Here is an 18,700-nt window from a genome sequence, read left to right as displayed (position 1 = left end):
CCGCGCTGCTCCCGCCCGACCGGACGGATCGTGTCAGCCCACGGCTGACAGTGCCACGGCGGGCTTGCCACCCCCCTCCCCGCATGGGGGAGGATGGTGTGATCCGTACGAAGGGAAAAACACGGTGAGCATCGACCCGTCCTCGATTCCGAACTTCGGGGGCCAGCCCGAGCCGCAGCCCCAAGGACCGGCGGGCCCCGTCGTCCCGGATCAGGATCTCGTGAAGCAGCTCCTCGAACAGATGGAGCTCAAGTACGTCGTCGACGACGAGGGTGACCTCGCGGCGCCGTGGGAGCAGTTCCGTACGTACTTCATGTTCCGCGGCGAGGGGGATCAGCAGATCTTCTCGGTGCGGACGTTCTACGACCGCCCCCACCAGATCGACGACAAGCCGCAGCTGCTGGAGTCGCTCGACGACTGGAACCGGCGCACCCTGTGGCCCAAGGTCTACTCGCACACCCACGACGACGGCACCGTCCGCCTGATCGGCGAGGCGCAGATGCTGATCGGCATGGGCGTCAGCCTGGAGCACTTCGTCTCCTCGACGGTCAGCTGGGTGCGCGCCGCCATCGAGTTCGACCGCTGGCTGGTGGAGCAGCTCGGACTGGAGCAGGAGGTCAACGAGGCGGAGAAGCCCGAGGACGAGGGCGGCGAGTAGTCCGCCCCCGCCACCGGGGAGCCCGGCCGGGCACCGACCGCCGTACGGGGTCGTGTGCCGGGGCCGGGCTCTCGCCGTTCTCAGCCCCCCAGCGTCTTCAGCCGCCGGACGGCCTCCTCCAGCACGCCAGTCCGCTTGCAGAACGCGAAGCGGACGAACGGGGCGCCCGCCTCGCGGTGGTCGTAGAAGACGGCGTTGGGGATGGCGACGACACCCGCGCGTTCCGGCAGGCCGCGGCAGAAGGCGAAGCCGTCGCTCTCGCCGAGGGGGCGGATGTCGGTGGTGACGAAGTAGGTCCCGGCGGGCCGGAAGACGCCGAAGCCCGCCTCCGCGAGGCCGGACGCGAGGACGTCCCGCTTGGCCTCCATGTCCGCGCGGAAGCCGGCGAAGAAGGAGTCGGGCAGCGCGAGGGCCTCGGCGACGGCGTACTGGAAGGGGCCCGACGTCACGAAGGTCAGGTACTGCTTGGCCGAGCGGACCGCGGTGACCAGGGCGGGCGGGGCGGTGATCCAGCCGACCTTCCAGCCGGTGAACGACAGCGTCTTGCCGGCCGAGCTGATGGTCACGGTGCGCTCGCGCATCCCGGGGAAGGACGCCAGGGGGACGTGCTCGGCCGTGCCGAAGACCAGGTGCTCGTAGACCTCGTCCGTCACCACCAGCAGGTCCCGCTCCACGGCCAGCTCGGCGATCGCCGCGAGTTCGGCGCGGGTCAGGACGGTGCCCGTCGGGTTGTGCGGGGTGTTGAGCAGCAGCAGCCGGGTGCGGTCGGTGACCGCGTCGCGCAGCTCGTCCAGGTCGAGGCGGAACGTGCCGTCGTGCGGGCGCAGGGTCACCGGCACCCGGGTACCGCCCGCCATGGCGATGCAGGCCGCGTAGGAGTCGTAGTACGGCTCCAGCGCGACCACCTCGTCGCCGGGTTCCAGCAGGGCCAGCAGTGAGGCGGCGATGGCCTCGGTGGCGCCGGCGGTGACGAGGACCTCGGTGTCCGGGTCCCAGGACAGGCCGTAGCGCCGCTGCTGGTGCGCGGCGACGGCGGCGCGCAGCTCGGGGACGCCCGGGCCCGGCGGGTACTGGTTGCCGCGCCCGTCGCGCAGGGCGCGTACGGCCGCCTCGCGGATCTCCTCGGGGCCGTCGGTGTCGGGGAAGCCCTGGCCCAGGTTGATCGCCCCGGTCCTGGCCGCCAGGGCGGACATCTCGGCGAAGACCGTGGTCCCGAACGCGGCGAGCCGGCGGTTGAGGAAGGGGCGTGCGCTGGAGGTCATGGCGGCCATCCTGCGCCGAAGCTCTGGAGTTCCTCAACTCTGCTTTGGCGCGTGGCGGGCGAGGGCATCCCCCGTTCACGCAACGAGCACCACGGAAAGCGAGGCGCCCACGGGGGGTTGCTTCGGGGGAACTTCCGGGCGTGGGTCCGGGGGAATCGGAAGGAGGGTGACGCCATGGTCTTCGGCATCATCCTGATCGTGATCGTCGCTCTGGTCGTCGCGAGGGCCGCATCCGGTGGACGGCGGAGTTCCGCCGCCCGGAGGCGCGGCCGGGGCTCGCGGTCGTCGGGCGGAAGCCACAACAGCGGCAACAACAGCTGGTGGGCCGGCGGGGGTGACGGCGGCTCGTCCTCGGGCGGCACCTCCTGCGGAAGCAGTTCGTCCTGCGGTGGCGGCTCGTCCTGCGGAGGCGGGTCGTCCTGCGGGGGAGGGGGCGGCGGATGCGGTGGAGGCAGCTGACACGGGGCAGCTGAGCTCCTGCCAGAGACAACCGCATCCGTTCCGAGGGGCCCGCACCTGGGCCGGGCCCCCGCGGCCCCACCCAGAGCGCCCGCCGGGATTCACACCCGGCGGGCGCTCTCGCACACCGGCGCCCGTCGGGCGGTCCGGGCGCACGCCGTGGTTGAACAGTTGAGCTGTGGAGCCCCCCGAGGGATGGAAAGCCCACGAACTTGGGTAAAAACGCTGTGTTGCCGTAGCAGTTCATGATTCCCTCTCCCTCATCCACGCAGCCCCCGGACGACCTGTTGACCCCCCTCCTGACCGGCCGAACGGGCTGACCGGGCCGCCTCCCCGACAGTGACCGGGGGGTGCAGGCCCGCCTTCCTCTCCTGTGTGCCTGCGGAGCCGATCCATGCTCACGACCCTGAACACCGCCTACACCGACACCCGCGCCGCCGACCTCGCCTGGGCGCTGGGGCGCGAGCCGCTGCCCGCGCTGGCCAGCCTGGACATCGAACTGACGGGGGCCAGACTCGAGTTGAGGCTTCTCGGCGCCTCCCACCAAGTGCTGCTGGAGGACGAGCGGGGCGGCTGCTCGGAGACGGTGGCGTGCATCCCGGGCGGCAGCACCCCGCTTCCGCTGGGGGTGGCCAAGCGGGTGGGCGACTGGGAGTACGAGTTCGCCGCCCGCGTGGAGCTGCTCACGCCGGGCTCCTTCGCGGGCCGCGCCCAGGAACTGCTGGCCCTGGTCGCCGACCACCCGCACGGTCTGGCCGGGGTCTTCCCCGGCAGCCCGCACGCCTTCACCGCGCTGCTCGCGCACCGGCACGAGGGGCAGGTGCACTGGCGCACCTGGCACGCCTATCCGCAGGACGGCCAGCTCGTGGCGACCCGGACCCGGGTCGGCGTCCGGGTGCCGGCGGCGCAGCTCAGTCCCTCCGGGGCGTGAGACGCGCAAACCCGCAAGGCGCCACGGCGCACGGATTTCACACCTGCGGGTGACGATGCGCAGTGGAGGTGTGACGTAACGTCACTGCGTGATCGAAGCGCAGGCTCCCGCTCCACCCGCACCGCCGTCCTGGGAGGGCGCGGGAAGACCCGGACCGGCGGCGCCCGGCACGGCGGCCCCGCTGCCCGTGCCGCCCGGCACCGGCCGGTTCCTGGTCCTCGCGGGCGTCTTCGTCTGCGCGGCCTGCGGACTGGTGTACGAACTCGAACTGGTCGCCCTCGCCTCGTACCTGATCGGCGACTCGGTCACCCAGGCGTCCGTCGTCCTGTCCGTCATGGTGTTCGCCATGGGCATCGGCTCGCTCGCCGCCAAGCGGCTGCGCCGGTTCGCGGCGGCCGGTTTCGGCGCGATCGAGGCCGTCCTCGCCCTCGTCGGCGGGACCAGCGCCATGGCGCTGTACGCCGTCTTCGCCTGGACCGGCGGCTGGAGCGGCCCCTGGTCCGACGGCCCGCGCTTCCTGCTGGTCGCGTTCTCGCTCACCATCGGCCTGCTGATCGGCGCCGAGGTGCCGCTGCTGATGGAGCTGATCCAGCGCATCCGCCGGCAGGACGCGGGCGGCGCCGTCGCGGACCTGTTCGCCGCGGACTACGTCGGCGCCCTGGTGGGCGGCCTCGCCTTCCCCTTCGTGCTGCTGCCCTTCCTCGGCCAGCTGACCGGCGCCCTGCTCACCGGCGCGGTCAACGCGGCCGTCGGCGCCGCCCTGGTCCTCGGTCTGTTCCGGCGGGACCTGACCCGCCGGGCCCGCCGGCTGCTGGTCGTCGCCAACGCCGTCGTGCTCGCCGTCCTCACCTCGGCGGCCGCCCTCTCCGGCGACTTCGAACGCGCCGCCCGGCACGCGCTCTACGGGCAGGACGTCCGCGTGGCCGTCCGGACCGACGTGCGGGAGGTGGTCCTCACCGGGGGCACCGACGGCCGGTCCCTCCGCCTCTTCCTGGACGGCCGGCTGCGGGTCGGCGCCGGTGACGAGCGCCGGTACCACGAGGCCCTGGTGCGGCCGGCCATGACCGGGCCGCGGGCGCGCGTGCTGATCCTGGGCGGCGGCGACGGCCTCGCGGCGCGGGAGGTGCTGCGCCATCCGGACGTGCGCCGCGTCGACCTCGTGGAACCCGATCGGGATCTCGCCCGGCTGGCCCGGCACGACCCCGGCCTGTCCGCGCTGAACGAGCACGCCTACGGCGACCCGCGCGTCCACGTCACCGCCGCGGACGCCTTCCGCGGACTGCGCTCGACGCCCACCGCCGCGTACGACGTGGTGGTCTGCGACCTGCCGGACCCGGGCATCACCGCCGCCACCAAGCTGTACTCGCAGGAGTTCTACGGCCTGCTGCGACGGGTGCTCGCGCCGGACGGGCGGCTGGTCGTGCACGCCGGCCCGGTCTCCGCGCGGCCCCGCACGTTCTGGACCGTCGACGCGACGCTGCGCGCGGCCGGTCTGCGGACCGTGGCCTACCGCGTCGGCGGCCGCGCCCCCGGGTTCACCGCGGACCCCGACCGGACGGCCGGCACCTCCCGCGTCCCCGGGGACTGGGGCTTCCTGCTCGCCGCCCGCACACCCCCCGGCCTGCGCCTCGACGCGGCGGCCCCGCGTCCGCGCACCCTGACCCGGCAGTCCCTCACCGCCGCCGCCCGGTCGGCGGCCCGCACGCGCGTGCCCGGCCTGCCGCCGTCCACGCTGGTGCATCCGCGGTACTGAGCCCGCGGTGCCGGGCCCGCCGCAGTGCCCAGCGCCCGGCACGCGTCCCCCTCTGCGCCGCCCCGGTGCGTGCGTGGGGTCGTCCCCCGTACGACCCCGCGCGGCGGCCCGTCCCTCCCCCGGACCCGGACGGGCCGCCGCGCCCCCCTGTGGATCGCTCGCACCGAGAACCTACGGCCGCCCCGCCCGCCCCGGAATCCCGCAGCGGGTGGACACCGGGGCCGATCCGGCGCGGCAGACGCGCGGTTCCTGCAACTTCCGCGGTACCGCGGAAGGATGACGCCGCCGCCCGGCGGGCGGGCCTACCCTGCGGCAATGCGCCTCCACCCCCTGGCGGCCGACGGCCTGATCGCCGCGGCGCTGACGACCGTGGCCGTCCTGCTCGGCACCGAGGCCGTCGCCCAGGGGTGGCCCGCGCTCGGCCCGCTCGCCTGGACGCTCGTCGCCCTGGTGAACCTGCCGCTCGCCCTGCGCACCCGCGCCCCCGTGACCGTCTGCCTCGTCTCGCACGGCTGCTGGGCGGTCTACATCGCCCTCGGGCAGTGGCCCGTGGCCGGCTCCTTCGGCCCCATGCTCGCCGTCTACACCGTGGCCTCCCTGCGCGCCACCCGCGTCGCCGCCGCCTCCGCCGGCCTGCTCGCCGGTGTCTGGATCTGGGCCGGCCTGGTCAGCGGCGCCGACGCCATGGCCTCCGTCGTCGGCCAGGCCGTGGGCTTCCCGCTCGTCCTGTGGAGGTTCGGGTACGTCGCCCGCCGGACCGGCGAACTCACCCGGGAACTCCGCGCCGAGCAGGCCGAACGGGCCCGGCGCGAGGTGGCCGAGGAGCGGGTGCGGATCGCCCGCGAGCTGCACGACGTGGTCGCCCACCACATCGCCGTCATCAACGTCCAGGCCGGCCTCGCCCGCTTCGTCTTCCACTCCGACGCCCCCACGGCCCGCGACGCCCTCGACACCATCGAGGGCGCGAGCGGCGAGGCCCTGGCCGAACTACGCCGCATGCTGGGCCTGTTGCGCGCCGACGGCGTGCAGGGCGCGGACGGCGCCCCGGCGCCGGGGCTCGACCAGCTGGACGAGATGGCCGCCCGGGTCCGCACCGGCGGCGTCGGCGTCGACCTGCGCGTCACGGGCACACCGCGCCCCCTGCCGCCCGGCGTGCAGCTGTGCGTGTACCGGGTGGTCCAGGAGGCCCTGACCAACGTCCTCAAGCACGCGCCCGGCGCGCACGCCGCCGTCGAACTCGCCTACCGCGCGGGCGAGGTGACGGTGTCGGTGACCGACGACGGCCCCGGCGACGGCCGGCGGCAGGGGGCGGATTCGGACACAATCCCCGAGCGCGGCGGCCACGGGTTGATCGGCATGCGGGAGCGGGCCAAGCTCTACGGAGGGACGATCGCCGTCGGCCCGCGCAGCGAGGGGGGATTCGGCGTGCGCCTGACCCTGCCGACGCCGGTACAGACCGCACGCCGGGGAGACACCGTCCGCGAATGACCGACGCAGACCGTCCGGCCCACCGCCCGCCCGACCGTCCGATCAGGCTGCTCGTCGTCGACGACCAGTTCCTCGTCCGCAGCGGGCTGGCCGCGCTGCTGCGGGCCGCCCCCGGCATGGAGGTCGTCGGCGAGGCGTCCGACGGGGCGGAGGCGGTGGCGCTGGCCGCGGAGACCCGGCCCGACGTCGTCCTGATGGACATCCGCATGCCCGGCATGTCCGGTATCCAGGCCACCGAGCGGATCCTCGCCGAGGCGGTGGACCCCGCGCCCCGCGTCCTCGTCCTCACCACCTTCGACCTGGACGAGTACGTGTACGGCGCCCTGCGCGCCGGAGCCTCCGGGTTCCTGCTCAAGGACGCCGGTCCCGAACGGCTGCTGGCCGCGGTCACCGCGGTGCACGGCGGTGACGCGCTGTTCGCCCCCGCGGTCACCCGGCGCCTGGTGGAGGCGTTCACGCGGATGTCGGACACGCGGTCCGCGAAGCCCTCCGACGCCGGGCCGCCGCCCGCGCTGACGTCGCTGACCGGCCGGGAGGCGGAGGTCCTCGGGCTGGTGGCCCGCGGCCTGACCAACGCCGAGGCCGCCGACCGCCTGTTCATCAGCGAGGCCACGGTGAAGACCCACCTCAACCGCACGATGTCCAAGCTCGGCCTGACCAGCCGGGCCCAGGCGGTGGTGCTGGCGTACGAGACGGGCCTCGTGACGCCGGGGGGAGCCGCGGGCGGCGGGTGAGTTTGTGCCGACGGGGGGTGCGCGGGGCGCCCGCTGGGTAGGCTGCGCTGACATGGAGCATGAGGTGTTCGTTCCGGTTCCGTCCGAGCGGCTCAGGGACGTGCTGGCCGACCCCGTCCGGGTCGCCCGGGCGATCCCGGGGCTCCAGCAGGACGCCGGTGCCGAGCCCGTCGCGGGACGGCTGAAGGTCCGCATCGGGAGCCACTCCATCACCTACCGGGGCTCACTGCGCCTGTCCGCGCGCGACGACGGGGCGTACGTCGTCGAGGGCGACGCCACGGAGTCGCGCGGCACCGGTGCGGTCACGCTCGCGCTCGTCCTGCGGGTGCGGGACGCCGAGGACGGCGCCACTCTCGCGTTCACCGGGACGGCCACCGCGGACGGGCGGGTGACGGAGCTGCCGGAGGAGACGGTGACGTCGGCCACCGGCCGCCTGCTGACGCGGTTCGCGGAGAACCTGGGCGCGGCGGCGGCGGAGGAGAAGGCGCCGCCCGCCGCGGAGGTGGAGCCGCGGCCCACGTCGGTCTTCGACACGGAGGTCCCCCCGTCCTCCCTCGGCCCGGACGCCGACGCGGAGGAGGGCCCGGCCGGCGCCCACGAGGGTGCCGGGGAGGCCCCGGAGGTCCCCGCCGGCCCCGAGGCCGCCGGACCGCCCGCCGAGGCCGCGCACGCCCGGCGCACGATGATCGGCCGCAGTGCCGAGGAGGTGGACCACGCCCCGCCGCGCGGCCGGTACGCGCCCGTGCCGGCGCCGCAGGCGAACGCTTCCGCCACCCCCCTGCGCTGGGCCGCCCCGGCGGCGGCGCTGGTCGTGGCCTCGGCGATCGTGGCCGGCCGGGCCCTGCGCAACAGACGCCACTGAGCCGGCACCGGCGCCCCCTTGATCGCCCCAGTAGGGTCGTGGCGTGAGCAACGAACCCATCACGCTGACCGCGGGTGACGCGGAGGCGACCGTGCTGCCGGGCAACGGCGGCCGGATCGGCGGGCTCCGCGTCGGCGGCACCGAGCTGCTCCGCCAGGGCGAACGCTACGGCTGCTTCCCGATGGTCCCCTGGTGCGGCCGGATCCGCGAGGGCCGCTTCCGGGACGGCGCCGCCGTCCACCGGATGCCGCTGAACTCCCCGCCGCACGCCATCCACGGCACCGCCCGCGACGGCGCCTGGCGCACCGCCCGCGTCTCGGACGACGAGGCCGTCATCACGTACGACCTCGTCGACCCCTGGCCCTACTCGGGCCGTGTCACGCAGGTGATCGCGCTCGCCGAGGACGCGCTGACGCTGACCATGTCCGTGGAGACGTACGAGTCGTCCTTCCCGGCGCAGATCGGCTGGCACCCGTGGTTCAACCGGAGCCTCGACGGGTCGGACGTGGCGATCGCCTTCGACCCCGCCTGGCAGGAGGAGCGCGGCGACGACCACCTGCCCACCGGCAACCGGACCGACCCGAAGCCGGGCCCCTGGGACGACTGCTTCGGCATGCCGGACGGCGTCGACGTGACCCTGACCTGGCCCGGCCGGCTGGAGCTGAGGGTGACCAGCCCGGAGCAGTGGGCCGTGGTCTACGACGAGCAGGAGGCCGCCGTCTGCGTGGAGCCGCAGACCGGGCCGCCCAACGGCCTGAACACCCTCCCGCGCCTGGTCACGCCGCTGGAGCCGCTGGAGGCCACGACGGCCTGGAGCTGGACCCGGCTCTAAGCTGGTGCGCATGACGGATGTACGCGCGGCGCTGCTGCAGCAGATCAAGGACAAGGCCGTGGTGCACGGCAAGGTGACCCTCTCCTCGGGGCTGGAGGCCGACTACTACGTCGACCTGCGCCGCGTGACCCTGGACGGCGAGGCCGCGCCGCTGGTCGGGCAGGTGCTGCTGGACCTGACCGACGACCTGGAGTTCGACGCGGTGGGCGGGCTGACCATGGGCGCCGACCCGGTCGCCGCGAGCATGCTGCACGCCGCCGCCGCGCGCGGGAAGCGCCTGGACGCGTTCGTCGTCCGCAAGGCCGCCAAGGCGCACGGGATGCAGCGGCGCGTCGAGGGCCCGGACATCCGGGGCCGCCGCGTCCTCGTCGTCGAGGACACCTCCACCACCGGCGGCTCCCCGCTCACCGCGGTCGAGGCCGTGCGCGAGGCCGGCGCCGAGGTCGTGGCCGTCGCGACGATCGTCGACCGGGCGACCGGCGCCGCCGAGAAGATCCAGGAGGGCGCGGGGGTGCCGTACCGGTACGCCTACTCCAAGGACGAGCTGGGCCTCGACTGAGGTCCACTCGGAGTATTCCGCCCCGTCTGGAAGGATGGGGCCGACGATGACGTCGCCCCCAAGGTCTAGGTCAGGGCCGTAAGCACCTATCACGCCCACCCGCACATACAAGGAGCGGACATGCCCATCGCAACTCCCGAGGTCTACAACGAGATGCTGGACCGGGCGAAGGCAGGAAAGTTCGCCTACCCGGCCATCAACGTGACCTCTTCCCAGACGCTGCACGCGGCCCTGCGCGGTTTCGCGGAGGCGGAGAGCGACGGCATCGTCCAGATCTCCACCGGCGGCGCCGAGTTCCTGGGCGGCCAGCACAGCAAGGACATGGTGACCGGCGCCGTCGCGCTGGCCGAGTTCGCGCACATCGTCGCCGAGAAGTACGACGTGAACATCGCGCTGCACACGGACCACTGCCCCAAGGACAAGCTCGACGGGTACGTGCGCCCGCTGCTCGCTGTGTCCGAGGAGCGCGTCAAGGCCGGCCGCAACCCGCTGTTCCAGTCGCACATGTGGGACGGCTCCGCCGAGACCCTGGCCGACAACCTGGCCATCGCCGAGGAGCTGCTGGAGCGCGCCCGCGCCGCGAAGATCATCCTCGAGGTCGAGATCACCCCGACCGGCGGCGAGGAGGACGGCGTCTCGCACGAGATCAACGACTCCCTCTACACCACGGTCGACGACGCGCTGCGCACCGTCGAGGCGCTGGGCCTGGGCGAGAAGGGGCGCTACCTGCTCGCCGCATCCTTCGGCAACGTGCACGGCGTGTACAAGCCGGGCAACGTGGTGCTCCGTCCCGAGCTGCTGAAGGAGCTGAACGAGGGCGTCGCCGCCAAGTACGGGCAGCCCGCCGGCAGCAAGCCGTTCGACTTCGTCTTCCACGGCGGCTCCGGCTCCACCGAGCAGGAGATCGCGACCGCGCTGGACAACGGCGTGATCAAGATGAACCTCGACACGGACACCCAGTACGCCTTCACGCGTCCGGTCGCCGGCCACATGTTCGCCAACTACGACGGCGTCCTGAAGATCGACGGCGAGGTCGGCAACAAGAAGACCTACGACCCGCGCACCTGGGGCAAGCTGGCCGAGGCCGGCATGGCCGCGCGCGTCCTCGAGGCCTGCGGCCACCTGCGCTCGTCGGGCCAGAAGATCAAGTAACCCGCGCGACGCACGACCGGCCCGGCACCGCGGGACACCGCGGTGCCGGGCCCTCGCACGTCCGCACCCGGGCATGGCGCAGACTTGTCCCCATGGCCATTCACGAGAACCTCCTCGGGGGACCGCCCCCGACCCACCTCCCCGACGACCCCGGGCCGCGCGAGCTGCTGGCGGGCGGCACCCCGGCCGCCGACGTCGCCGCGAAGTACCCGACGTCCTCGCTGGCCTGGGCCCGCCTGGCCGACGAGGCGTACGAGCGCGGCGGCGTCGTGGAGTCCTACGCCTACGCCCGTACGGGCTACCACCGCGGTCTGGACGCCCTGCGCCGCAGCGGCTGGAAGGGCCACGGGCCGGTGCCGTGGGAGAATGGCGCTGCATGTAATCGGGTTGTTCTTGCATTCCGTGCCGCCGACGCTGTCTGAGTGACGGCGGCACAGACGTCTCAACTGCGGTGACTACCGCTTCAGTTCGGTGTACGCCTCGGCGCTGCTGTCCTTGAGGAACTGCCAGCAACGCTCCGTCTCGTCCTTCTCGTCGATCTCGCCGGCGGCACGAGCGAGGGCGGCGAGGCAGCGCAGGAACCCGCGATTGGCCCGGTGGTCCCAAGGGATGGGCCCGTGTCCCTTCCAGCCGGCGCGACGCAATGAGTCCAGACCGCGGTGATAGCCGGTGCGTGCGTAGGCGTACGACTCGATCACTCGCCCCGCCTCGAAGGCGTCGTCCGCGAGCATCGCCCAGGCGAGCGAGAACGTCGGATGCTTCGCCGCGACCTCGGCCGGGGGCTGGGACTCCTCGCCCAGCAGGCGGTATGCCTCTTCGTTCTCCGGCAGGTATGTCGGGTCCGGGCCGCCGAGCAAGTTCTTGTGCGTCGTCATGTAAGCAGTCTGCCACTTGGGGATGGGTCTCCGGGATGCCTCTGCGGAATATAGACCGTGGACCAAGTGGATATGAGAAGGGCGCTTGATGTACCTGATCGAGCCATGGGACGATCCGACGCATGGCAGCACGACGGGGATCCTCCGGGGTCGTACAGGTGGGCATCTACACCCGGATCAGCAAGGACGACGAGGCCGAGGGGCTGGGCGTCGCACGGCAGGAGGAGGACTGCCGACTGCACTGCGCTGCCCGGGGGTGGGAGGTCGCCAAGGTCTACGAGGACAACGACCTCTCCGCGTACAAGCGCAAGACGGTCCGCCCGGAGTTCCGGAAGATGCTGGAAGACCTGAAGGCCGGTCGGATCGACGGGGTCGTCGCCTGGGACATCGACCGCTTCACGCGTCAGCCGCGTGAACTGGAGGCATGGATCGACGAGTACGAGGACGCCGAGCGCCGGAAGCGTCACCTCGTCTTCGACTCCGTCTCGGCCTCGGACATCGACCTGTCCACGGAGAACGGCCGGTTCATCGCACGGATCAAGGTCACCATCGCCAACAAGTCCTCGGCGGACACCTCACGGCGTACGAAGCGCAAGCACCTGGAACTGGCGACGCAGGGCAAGCTCCCCGGCGGCCGGGCGCCGTACGGATGGAACCGCGAGGACCGGCGGACGTTGGTGCCGGAAGAGGCGGAGAACCTCCGCAAGGCGGTGAAGGGCTTCCTGGGCGGTATCCGCTGGGCGTCGATCGCGCGTGAGTGGCGGGACAAGGGGGTCAGGTCGCACAGCGGAGGCGTCTTCGACGACTCCAAGATCAAGCGGATGCTGATGAACCCGCGGATCTGCGGCTACCGGATGCACCAGGGGGAGCTGTTCCTGGATGAGAGCGGTGCTCCCGTCGTCGGTGACTGGGAGCCGATCATCACCCCCGACGACTGGTACCTGCTGACGGAGAAGGTCAGGCGGGAGTCGGAGGGGCGTGCCGTACGGGACAACGCCACCAAGTACCTGCTCTCCGGCATCGCCCGGTGCGGGCGGTGCGGCACGAAGATGCGGGCCTTCCCGTCGTACCGGAAGTCGAAGACGTCATCGCAGTTCAAGTACGCGTGCCCCGGGAAGAACGACGGTGGATGCGGGGGAGTGGCCAGGGCTGGCGAACCGGTCGACCGTCTCATCAGGAACGCCGTGTTCCTCAGCTCGGACAAGGCGCTGGCGAGCGTCCGTGAGCGGGCGCCGGAATGGACCAAGGAGGAGCAACTGGCCTCCCTGGAACGGGACATGGCCGAGTTCAAGCAGGCGTGGCAGGAGAAGCGCATGTCGGCCGCTCGTTACATCGCGCTCACCGAGGATCTGGAGCAGCAGATCGCGGAGCTGCTCCGGGAGCGGGCCTTGCACCGGGCCGAGGCCGCGACCTTCGCGGCGGGCCCCATCGACATACGGGGTCGGTGGGAGAACCTGGCGATCGAACAGCAGCGCGCCGCGGTCCTCAAGGTCTTCCGCGCGGTCATCATCAAGCCCGCTTCCAACGGGCCGATCTTCGATCCGGCGGACATCGAGCCAGTGCTCAGGTGACAGGCGGAAGCCGGGTCCCCCTTGCCAGCGGCGGCTCGCTCAACCTGCAGAAGCACGTCTCACGCCACCTTGCCGCCGATGAGTCCCACGATCGCCCCAAAGCCCATCATGTAGGTCGTGGAACATGCCTCGGCGGCGGCCTGCACCTGCTCGGAGTCTCCCCCGAACGCTGCCAGTAGCACATTCAAGATAAGGGCGAGGACCGTCAGTGCAGTCACCGTGGAAAAGATCAGTTTGAAGCGGGGCGTCAAATCGGACTTGCCCTCAGGCGCGCGGATGCTTTGCGGCTCGGATTCGTACGATCGCGCCCGCGCGAGAGCGGGATTTTCGTTCTCCATGCCCTCGTATACTGCCCGGATGGGACATTGGTCTGAGGGTCTTGTCAACGACGCCGCGAAGATGATCGGTGGTAGCCCAGACCGCGACCTGCTGAGGGACACGCTTGCCGGGGTTGGTCGCGAGATCGACGTGCTCTCGGGCCGAAGCTTCCAGCCGCTGCGCCGAACGACCTCGGTCATCGACCCCAACGGCTTGCCCTTTGTGGACGTCCCAGATCTGCGGGTCGGATCGATGGAGCCGGGGGCGGGAGCATGGGAGGTCCCGGACCCGGTGAACGGCGAGATTGCGGCCGTCCTGCAGGTTTCACCCTTGGCCAGCCCTGTGTCGAAGGCCGCGCGTGCCGCTGACGCACTCTGGATTGCCGGTCAGCTCGTCGCTGGGGCTTCAGAGTCGGGGCGCCTGTCGGCGGACTACGTCCTCCACTGGCTGGGCACATCGGTGGATCACGAGCAGCGAAAAGGTCTATTTCGACACATCATGGACCCTGCTGTTCGCTTTTATGTCCCGGTCCTCGGGGTCTCCGTCAATGGGTGGTGGTTCCAAATCTCCCGGCGCCTCATCTGGGTGACGAGTGAGACCGAGGACGACGGACGGCTTATCGAGCTTCTATTGGAGAAGGCGACTACCAGCGAAGAGACTTCACCGCTTGCAGCTGTCGAGGCCATCCTGATCGCGGTTCCAATGACGCGACACCCCGCAGACTGGGCATTCACGGCCCGCATCTGGCCCGAGCAGGTTCAGGTCCCTACCGATCGGCCATGGAGAAGGCTTGCGAAGGCTATCCACGGCCACGGCATTCCGACTATCACCGTCGACCCGGTCTCGACCTCGTACGAGATCGCATGCCAGGTGGTCTTGAAGGGCTACTGGCACGGCTACATCAGCGGCGATGAGCCGGCGCTGGCGAACGCCGTCGCGAGGGCGTACCCGCGGCAGGTCGATCGCATCCAGCGTGAGACCCGTGCTCCAGACAGGGCTTCTGCGGCCGCAACGCTGCTCGAACAACTGATCCACCCCGGATTCGATCCAGCGCGGGGCGCGGAGGCTACTCGTCGGTACGTGCGCCGGAAGGCGAGCATCGCGGTCATGCAGCACCGGAAGGGTGAGGCGCCGGAGCGGTACCCGTGGACGCAGATCGGTATCAGTGAACGTCGCTACTACAAACTCCTGCCGCTGTTCGCTCAGAAGGTCAACGGCCGCTACGACTACGACTACGACGACGTGGTGGCGCGGATGAAAGCCCACCTGGACCACGTAGACAAAGCGCGAACCGTACGAGCAGCCGCCCTTGAAGTCCTCCAGCTACACGGCTTCGGCGAAGAGGCCGCACGCAAATGGCTACAGCGGCATCCCCCAGAGGAGGCTGTTAACGCATGGCCGCGCGGCCGACGCCCGTAGTGCCATGGGTCGTCCGGGCGTGGCGGGACCGCATTGGGTTGAACCGAACGCCATTCGGGACGTAGAGATCATGAGTTCAGATCCCGTCGCTCTGAGGCGGAACCTGGAAACCTCCTCGACTCGCTGGCGCCCTCGAATCGCCTCCGTCATGGACAGCGACGCTTGGCGCGGCGGGTTCGCAAATCTCCCCCGTCGGAGGCTTGTCCCCCGCCCACTCCGCGGAGCAGATCCTGGCAAGCTCCACCACCCACTCCAGGTCCCGCTCCGGCAGCTGGGCCGCAAGGCTGTCCAGCCACTCCTGCTCGGTCATACCGTTCCCCCTCATGCTCTCAGTTACATCTTTCACCATTCTCCTAGGAGCACGAGCCCAACCGCGCTTCCTGCGCGCCCTGCACGCCCTCGCCCGCGCCGCCCAGGCGATCGGCGAGAAGGAGGAGTACGAGCGCTGCAGCCAGTTCCTGAGGGACTCCTCGCCGACGGCGGCCGAGGTGCTGGGCTGACACCGCGTCCCGCAGGGCCCGCGACGGGCGGGCCTTGCGGTTTCCTGGGAGCATTGCGGAGGATGCCGTTGGGGACCGGGGCCCCGTGCCGGTAACGGCAGGGCGGACCGCTACCCGTAGTGCCATCAGGAGACAGCGATGTCCCACGACGCCCCGAATCTCGACTTCGAGGGCAGCACGCCGTACGAGGACTACGTCAAGGCGGACGTGCTCACCCACCTCCAGCACACCCTCTCCGACGACCCCGGAGAGATGGTCTTCCTGGTCACCACCCAGGTCATGGAGCTGTGGTTCACCGTCATCGTCCACGAGTGGGAGACCGCTGCCGGTGCCCTGCGCGAGGACCGGGTCCGGCCGGCGACCGACGCGCTGAAGCGCTCGGTGCGCGAGCTGGAGGCCCTGAACGCCTCCTGGACGCCCCTGGCGGGCCTCACGCCCGCCCAGTTCAACTCCTACCGGAGCGCCCTCGGCGAGGGCTCCGGGTTCCAGTCGGCGATGTACCGCCGCCTGGAGTTCCTGCTCGGCGACAAGTCCGCCTCCATGCTCGTCCCGCACCGCGGCGCCCCGCGCGTCCACGCCGAGCTGGAGAAGGCGCTGCACGAGCCGAGCCTGTACGACGAGGTGGTCCGGCTGCTCGCCCGGCGCGGGTACGACATCCCGGAGGCCGTGCTCCGGCGGGACGTCACCCGGAAGTACGAGCCGGCGCCCGAGGTGGAGGCCGCCTGGACGGCCGTGTACTCCGGTGACCAGAACGGCGACCTGGCCCGTCTCGGCGAGGCGCTCACCGACGTCGCCGAGCTGGTGTGGCGCTGGCGCAACGACCACCTGGTCGCCACCCGCCGCGCGATGGGCTCCAAGACCGGCACCGGCGGTTCCGCCGGGGTGGCCTGGCTGGAGAAGCGGGCCCGGGGCAGCGTGTTCCCCGAGCTGTGGACGGCGCGGTCGTATGTCTGAGCTGATGAGCGAGGCGGAGAGGCTGGACGCCGCCGACGGGCTGGCCGGGGTGCGCGGTCGTTTCGTCCTCGACGACGTGACGTACCTGGACGGCAACTCGCTGGGCGCCCTGCCGGCGCACGTCCCCGACCGCGTCGCGGACGTCGTGCGGCGTCAGTGGGGCGAGCTGCGCATCCGGTCCTGGGACGAGAGCGGCTGGTGGACCGCGCCCGAGCGGATCGGCGACCGGATCGCCCCGCTGGTCGGGGCGGCGGCCGGGCAGATCGTGGTCGGCGACTCCACCAGCGTGAACGTCTTCAAGGCGGTCGTCGCGGCCGTCCGGATGGCGGGGGAGGGGCGGGACGAGATCCTCGTCGACGCCACCACCTTCCCCACGGACGGGTACGTCGCCGAGTCCGCGGCCCGGATGACCGGGTGCACGCTGCGGGCCGTCGCCCCGGCCGAGGTGCCCGCGGCGCTGGGCGACCGCACCGCCGCGGTGCTCCTCAACCACGTCGACTACCGCACGGGCCGGCTGCACGACCTGCCCGCGCTCACGGCCGCCGTGCACGCGGCGGGGGCGTACGCCGTCTGGGACCTGTGCCACAGCGCGGGCGCCCTGCCGGTCGGGCTGGACGAGCACGGCGTCGGCCTGGCGGTCGGCTGCACCTACAAGTACCTCAACGGCGGCCCGGGTTCGCCCGCGTTCCTGTACGTGCGCCACGACCTCCAAGGCCGCTTCGACTCCCCGCTGCCCGGCTGGAACTCGCACGCCGAGCCCTTCGGCATGCGGCCCGGCTACGCCCCGGCCCCCGGTGCGGTGCGCGGCCGGGTCGGCACGCCGGACATCCTGTCCATGCTCGCCCTGGAGGCGTCCCTCGACGTGTGGGACGGGGTGACCGTCGAGGCGGTGCGCGCCAAGTCCCTCGCCCTGACGGACTTCTTCCTGCGCTGCGTCGGGGAGTACGTCCCCGGCGGGCGGGTCGAGTCCGTGACGCCGGCCGCGCATGCCGAGCGGGGCAGCCAGGTGGCGCTGCGCTGCGACGACGCCGGCGAGGTCATGCGGCGCCTGATCGGACGCGGCGTGGTCGGCGACTTCCGCGCCCCCGACGTGCTGCGCTTCGGCTTCACCCCGCTGTACGTCGGGTTCGCGGACGTGGAGCGGGCGGCGCGGGTGCTCGCGGAGGTCCTGGCGGAGGCCCCGGCGCGGACGGACTGAGGGACGGTCCGCGGGTGAGCGCGGCGCCCGGCCGGTCCCGGCCGGCCCGGGCGCCGCACTCACCCAGCGTGACATCCCCGTGTCCGCGCACGTCACCGGCCTGATAACGTCCCGCCGACGGCCGATTCCCCTCCCCGGTCCGCCAACATCGTTTCCACGCTGAGAGGTTGGAGCATGCCGGACGCCGCCGCAGGACCGGGCACCGCTGCCGCGCGGAGCGCCGCGGAGGAGAGGTCGGCCTTCTCGCATCCGGCGGTCGGCCCCGACAGCACCGCCGGGTACGGCGACCACCCCGACCAGGTGATCGACTTCTACCTCCCGCGCGGCGCGGGCGGCCCCGGCACGCCCGCGCCGGTCGTGGCCGTCCTGCACGGCGGCGCGTGGCGGGCGCCGTACGACCGGCGCCATGTCAGCCCGTTCGCCGGTTTCCTGGCCGGCCGGGGCTTCGCCGTGGCCAACGTGGAGTACCGGCACGGGACGGACGACGACGCGGTCGCGGGGCGCTGGCCCGACACCTTCGACGACGTGGCCGCCGCGTTGGACGCGCTGCCCGCCCTGGCCGAGCGGCACCTGCCGGGGGCCGACGCGCGCCGCACGGTGCTCACCGGCCACTCGGCGGGCGGCCACCTCGCCCTGTGGGCGGCGGCCCGGCACGTGCTGCCGGCCGGCGCGCCGTGGCGCCTCGACCGCCCGCCGTCCCTGCGCGGTGTGGTCGCGCTCGCCCCGATCGCCGACTTCGAGGTCGCCGGGAAGCTGGACGTGTGCGGCCAGGCGGCGCGGCAGCTCCTGGGCGGCGAGGAGCACTACGCCGGGCGCCGGCCGTACGCCGACCCGGCCCTGCTGCTGCCCACCGGCATCGCCACCACCGTCGTGCAGGGCCGCGCCGACGTGGACGTCCCGCAGGCGGTCGCCGAGGCATACGCCGACGCGGCGGCGAGGGCCGGTGAGATGGTGGGCGTCACGCTGCTGGAGGACGTCGGCCACTTCCCGCTGATCGACCCGGCGGCGGACGCGTGCGCGGTGGTGGCGGAGGAGATCGCCCAGCTCGCGTGGTGAGCGGCGGCGGCACCCGGACGGGGCGCCCCGTCACCCCCGTAGTACCTGAGAGCTACCCCCGGGGTGAGCTCTCCGGCGGGACGCCGGTTACCCGCTCCGATCCATAACGTCCTTTCCCA

Annotated in this window: 17 protein-coding genes and 2 pseudogenes; 16 read left to right on the top strand and 3 right to left on the bottom strand. The window is 72.4% G+C overall.

Features of this window, described 5'->3' with window-relative positions; translation table 11 throughout:
- Positions 1 to 124: 124 nt before the first annotated feature.
- Complete coding sequence (locus ACFWJB_RS01120; RefSeq protein ID WP_161167873.1) at positions 125 to 658, top strand: YbjN domain-containing protein; 534 nt, start codon at positions 125 to 127, stop codon at positions 656 to 658.
- A gap of 80 nt (positions 659 to 738) precedes the next feature.
- Here the strand turns inward: ACFWJB_RS01120 and ACFWJB_RS01115 are convergent, their stop codons facing one another.
- Positions 739 to 1,929: a pyridoxal phosphate-dependent aminotransferase gene (locus tag ACFWJB_RS01115; protein ID WP_385459987.1), complete on the bottom strand. Its 1,191-nt coding sequence runs from the start codon at positions 1,927 to 1,929 to the stop codon at positions 739 to 741.
- An 844-nt stretch (positions 1,930 to 2,773) separates the two neighbouring features.
- On the opposite strand from ACFWJB_RS01115, the gene ACFWJB_RS01110 reads away from it, so the two are divergent.
- The 9 genes and pseudogenes from ACFWJB_RS01110 to ACFWJB_RS01070 form a co-directional block, all read left to right on the top strand.
- On the top strand, positions 2,774 to 3,310 hold the full coding sequence (locus ACFWJB_RS01110) for a DUF2617 family protein (RefSeq protein WP_385459989.1): 537 nt from the start codon (positions 2,774 to 2,776) through the stop codon (positions 3,308 to 3,310).
- A gap of 88 nt (positions 3,311 to 3,398) precedes the next feature.
- Positions 3,399 to 5,063, top strand: a complete 1,665-nt coding sequence (locus ACFWJB_RS01105) for a polyamine aminopropyltransferase (protein ID WP_386919476.1) — start codon at positions 3,399 to 3,401, stop codon at positions 5,061 to 5,063.
- A 315-nt stretch (positions 5,064 to 5,378) separates the two neighbouring features.
- Positions 5,379 to 6,551, top strand: coding sequence for a sensor histidine kinase (locus tag ACFWJB_RS01100; RefSeq protein ID WP_386919474.1), 1,173 nt, complete (start codon positions 5,379 to 5,381; stop codon positions 6,549 to 6,551).
- Positions 6,548 to 7,285: a response regulator gene (locus tag ACFWJB_RS01095; RefSeq protein WP_386919472.1), complete on the top strand. Its 738-nt coding sequence runs from the start codon at positions 6,548 to 6,550 to the stop codon at positions 7,283 to 7,285. The genes ACFWJB_RS01100 and ACFWJB_RS01095 overlap by 4 nt, the downstream gene beginning before the upstream one ends.
- Positions 7,286 to 7,337: 52 nt before the next feature.
- Positions 7,338 to 8,147, top strand: coding sequence for an SRPBCC domain-containing protein (locus ACFWJB_RS01090; RefSeq protein WP_386919470.1), 810 nt, complete (start codon positions 7,338 to 7,340; stop codon positions 8,145 to 8,147).
- Positions 8,148 to 8,190: 43 nt separating this feature from the next.
- On the top strand, positions 8,191 to 8,979 hold the full coding sequence (locus ACFWJB_RS01085; protein WP_385459999.1) for an aldose 1-epimerase: 789 nt from the start codon (positions 8,191 to 8,193) through the stop codon (positions 8,977 to 8,979).
- Between the two features lie 10 nt (positions 8,980 to 8,989).
- A complete protein-coding gene (gene pyrE, locus ACFWJB_RS01080) occupies positions 8,990 to 9,538 on the top strand; it encodes an orotate phosphoribosyltransferase (RefSeq protein ID WP_386919467.1) in 549 nt (182 codons plus the stop codon).
- Between the two features lie 120 nt (positions 9,539 to 9,658).
- The gene (fbaA, locus tag ACFWJB_RS01075; protein ID WP_386919465.1) at positions 9,659 to 10,690 is read left to right on the top strand and encodes a class II fructose-bisphosphate aldolase; all 1,032 of its coding nucleotides are present in this window, start codon (positions 9,659 to 9,661) and stop codon (positions 10,688 to 10,690) included.
- 92 nt (positions 10,691 to 10,782) lie between these two features.
- Positions 10,783 to 11,058, top strand: a pseudogene (locus ACFWJB_RS01070) (DUF3151 domain-containing protein); the annotation flags it as partial.
- Positions 11,059 to 11,145: 87 nt separating this feature from the next.
- On the opposite strand, the gene ACFWJB_RS01065 reads toward ACFWJB_RS01070, so the two are convergent.
- Positions 11,146 to 11,565 (bottom strand): DUF3151 domain-containing protein, encoded by a 420-nt coding sequence (locus ACFWJB_RS01065; RefSeq protein ID WP_385730082.1) that lies wholly within the window; start codon positions 11,563 to 11,565, stop codon positions 11,146 to 11,148.
- Between the two features lie 122 nt (positions 11,566 to 11,687).
- On the opposite strand from ACFWJB_RS01065, the gene ACFWJB_RS01060 reads away from it, so the two are divergent.
- The gene (locus tag ACFWJB_RS01060; RefSeq protein WP_386919463.1) at positions 11,688 to 13,136 is read left to right on the top strand and encodes a recombinase family protein; all 1,449 of its coding nucleotides are present in this window, start codon (positions 11,688 to 11,690) and stop codon (positions 13,134 to 13,136) included.
- Positions 13,137 to 13,195: 59 nt separating this feature from the next.
- On the opposite strand, the gene ACFWJB_RS01055 is transcribed toward ACFWJB_RS01060, so the two are convergent.
- The gene (locus ACFWJB_RS01055) at positions 13,196 to 13,474 is read right to left on the bottom strand and encodes a hypothetical protein (RefSeq protein ID WP_386919461.1); all 279 of its coding nucleotides are present in this window, start codon (positions 13,472 to 13,474) and stop codon (positions 13,196 to 13,198) included.
- Positions 13,475 to 13,493: 19 nt separating this feature from the next.
- Here ACFWJB_RS01055 and ACFWJB_RS01050 point away from each other — a divergent pair, with 19 nt between their 5' ends.
- The 5 genes and pseudogenes from ACFWJB_RS01050 (at position 13,494) to ACFWJB_RS01030 (ending at position 18,581) form a co-directional block, all read left to right on the top strand.
- A complete protein-coding gene (locus ACFWJB_RS01050; protein WP_386919459.1) occupies positions 13,494 to 14,873 on the top strand; it encodes a hypothetical protein in 1,380 nt (459 codons plus the stop codon).
- Between the two features lie 357 nt (positions 14,874 to 15,230).
- Positions 15,231 to 15,373 (top strand): annotated as a pseudogene (locus tag ACFWJB_RS01045) (DUF3151 family protein); the annotation flags it as partial.
- A gap of 138 nt (positions 15,374 to 15,511) precedes the next feature.
- Entirely contained in the window at positions 15,512 to 16,327 is an 816-nt protein-coding gene (locus ACFWJB_RS01040) for a tryptophan 2,3-dioxygenase family protein (RefSeq protein ID WP_386919457.1), read from the top strand.
- The gene (gene kynU / locus ACFWJB_RS01035) at positions 16,320 to 17,525 is read left to right on the top strand and encodes a kynureninase (RefSeq protein ID WP_386919455.1); all 1,206 of its coding nucleotides are present in this window, start codon (positions 16,320 to 16,322) and stop codon (positions 17,523 to 17,525) included. The genes ACFWJB_RS01040 and kynU overlap by 8 nt, the downstream gene beginning before the upstream one ends.
- Before the next feature lie 174 nt (positions 17,526 to 17,699).
- Complete coding sequence (locus ACFWJB_RS01030; protein ID WP_386919453.1) at positions 17,700 to 18,581, top strand: alpha/beta hydrolase; 882 nt, start codon at positions 17,700 to 17,702, stop codon at positions 18,579 to 18,581.
- Positions 18,582 to 18,700 lie beyond the last annotated feature (119 nt).

The sequence above is a fragment of the Streptomyces sp. NPDC127100 genome (genome assembly GCF_042724095.1).
In the GTDB taxonomy this organism is placed as follows: Bacteria; Actinomycetota; Actinomycetes; order Streptomycetales; family Streptomycetaceae; genus Streptomyces.
The sequence above is the reverse complement of the archived record's forward strand: the minus strand, read 5'-3'. Positions and strand labels throughout refer to the sequence as shown.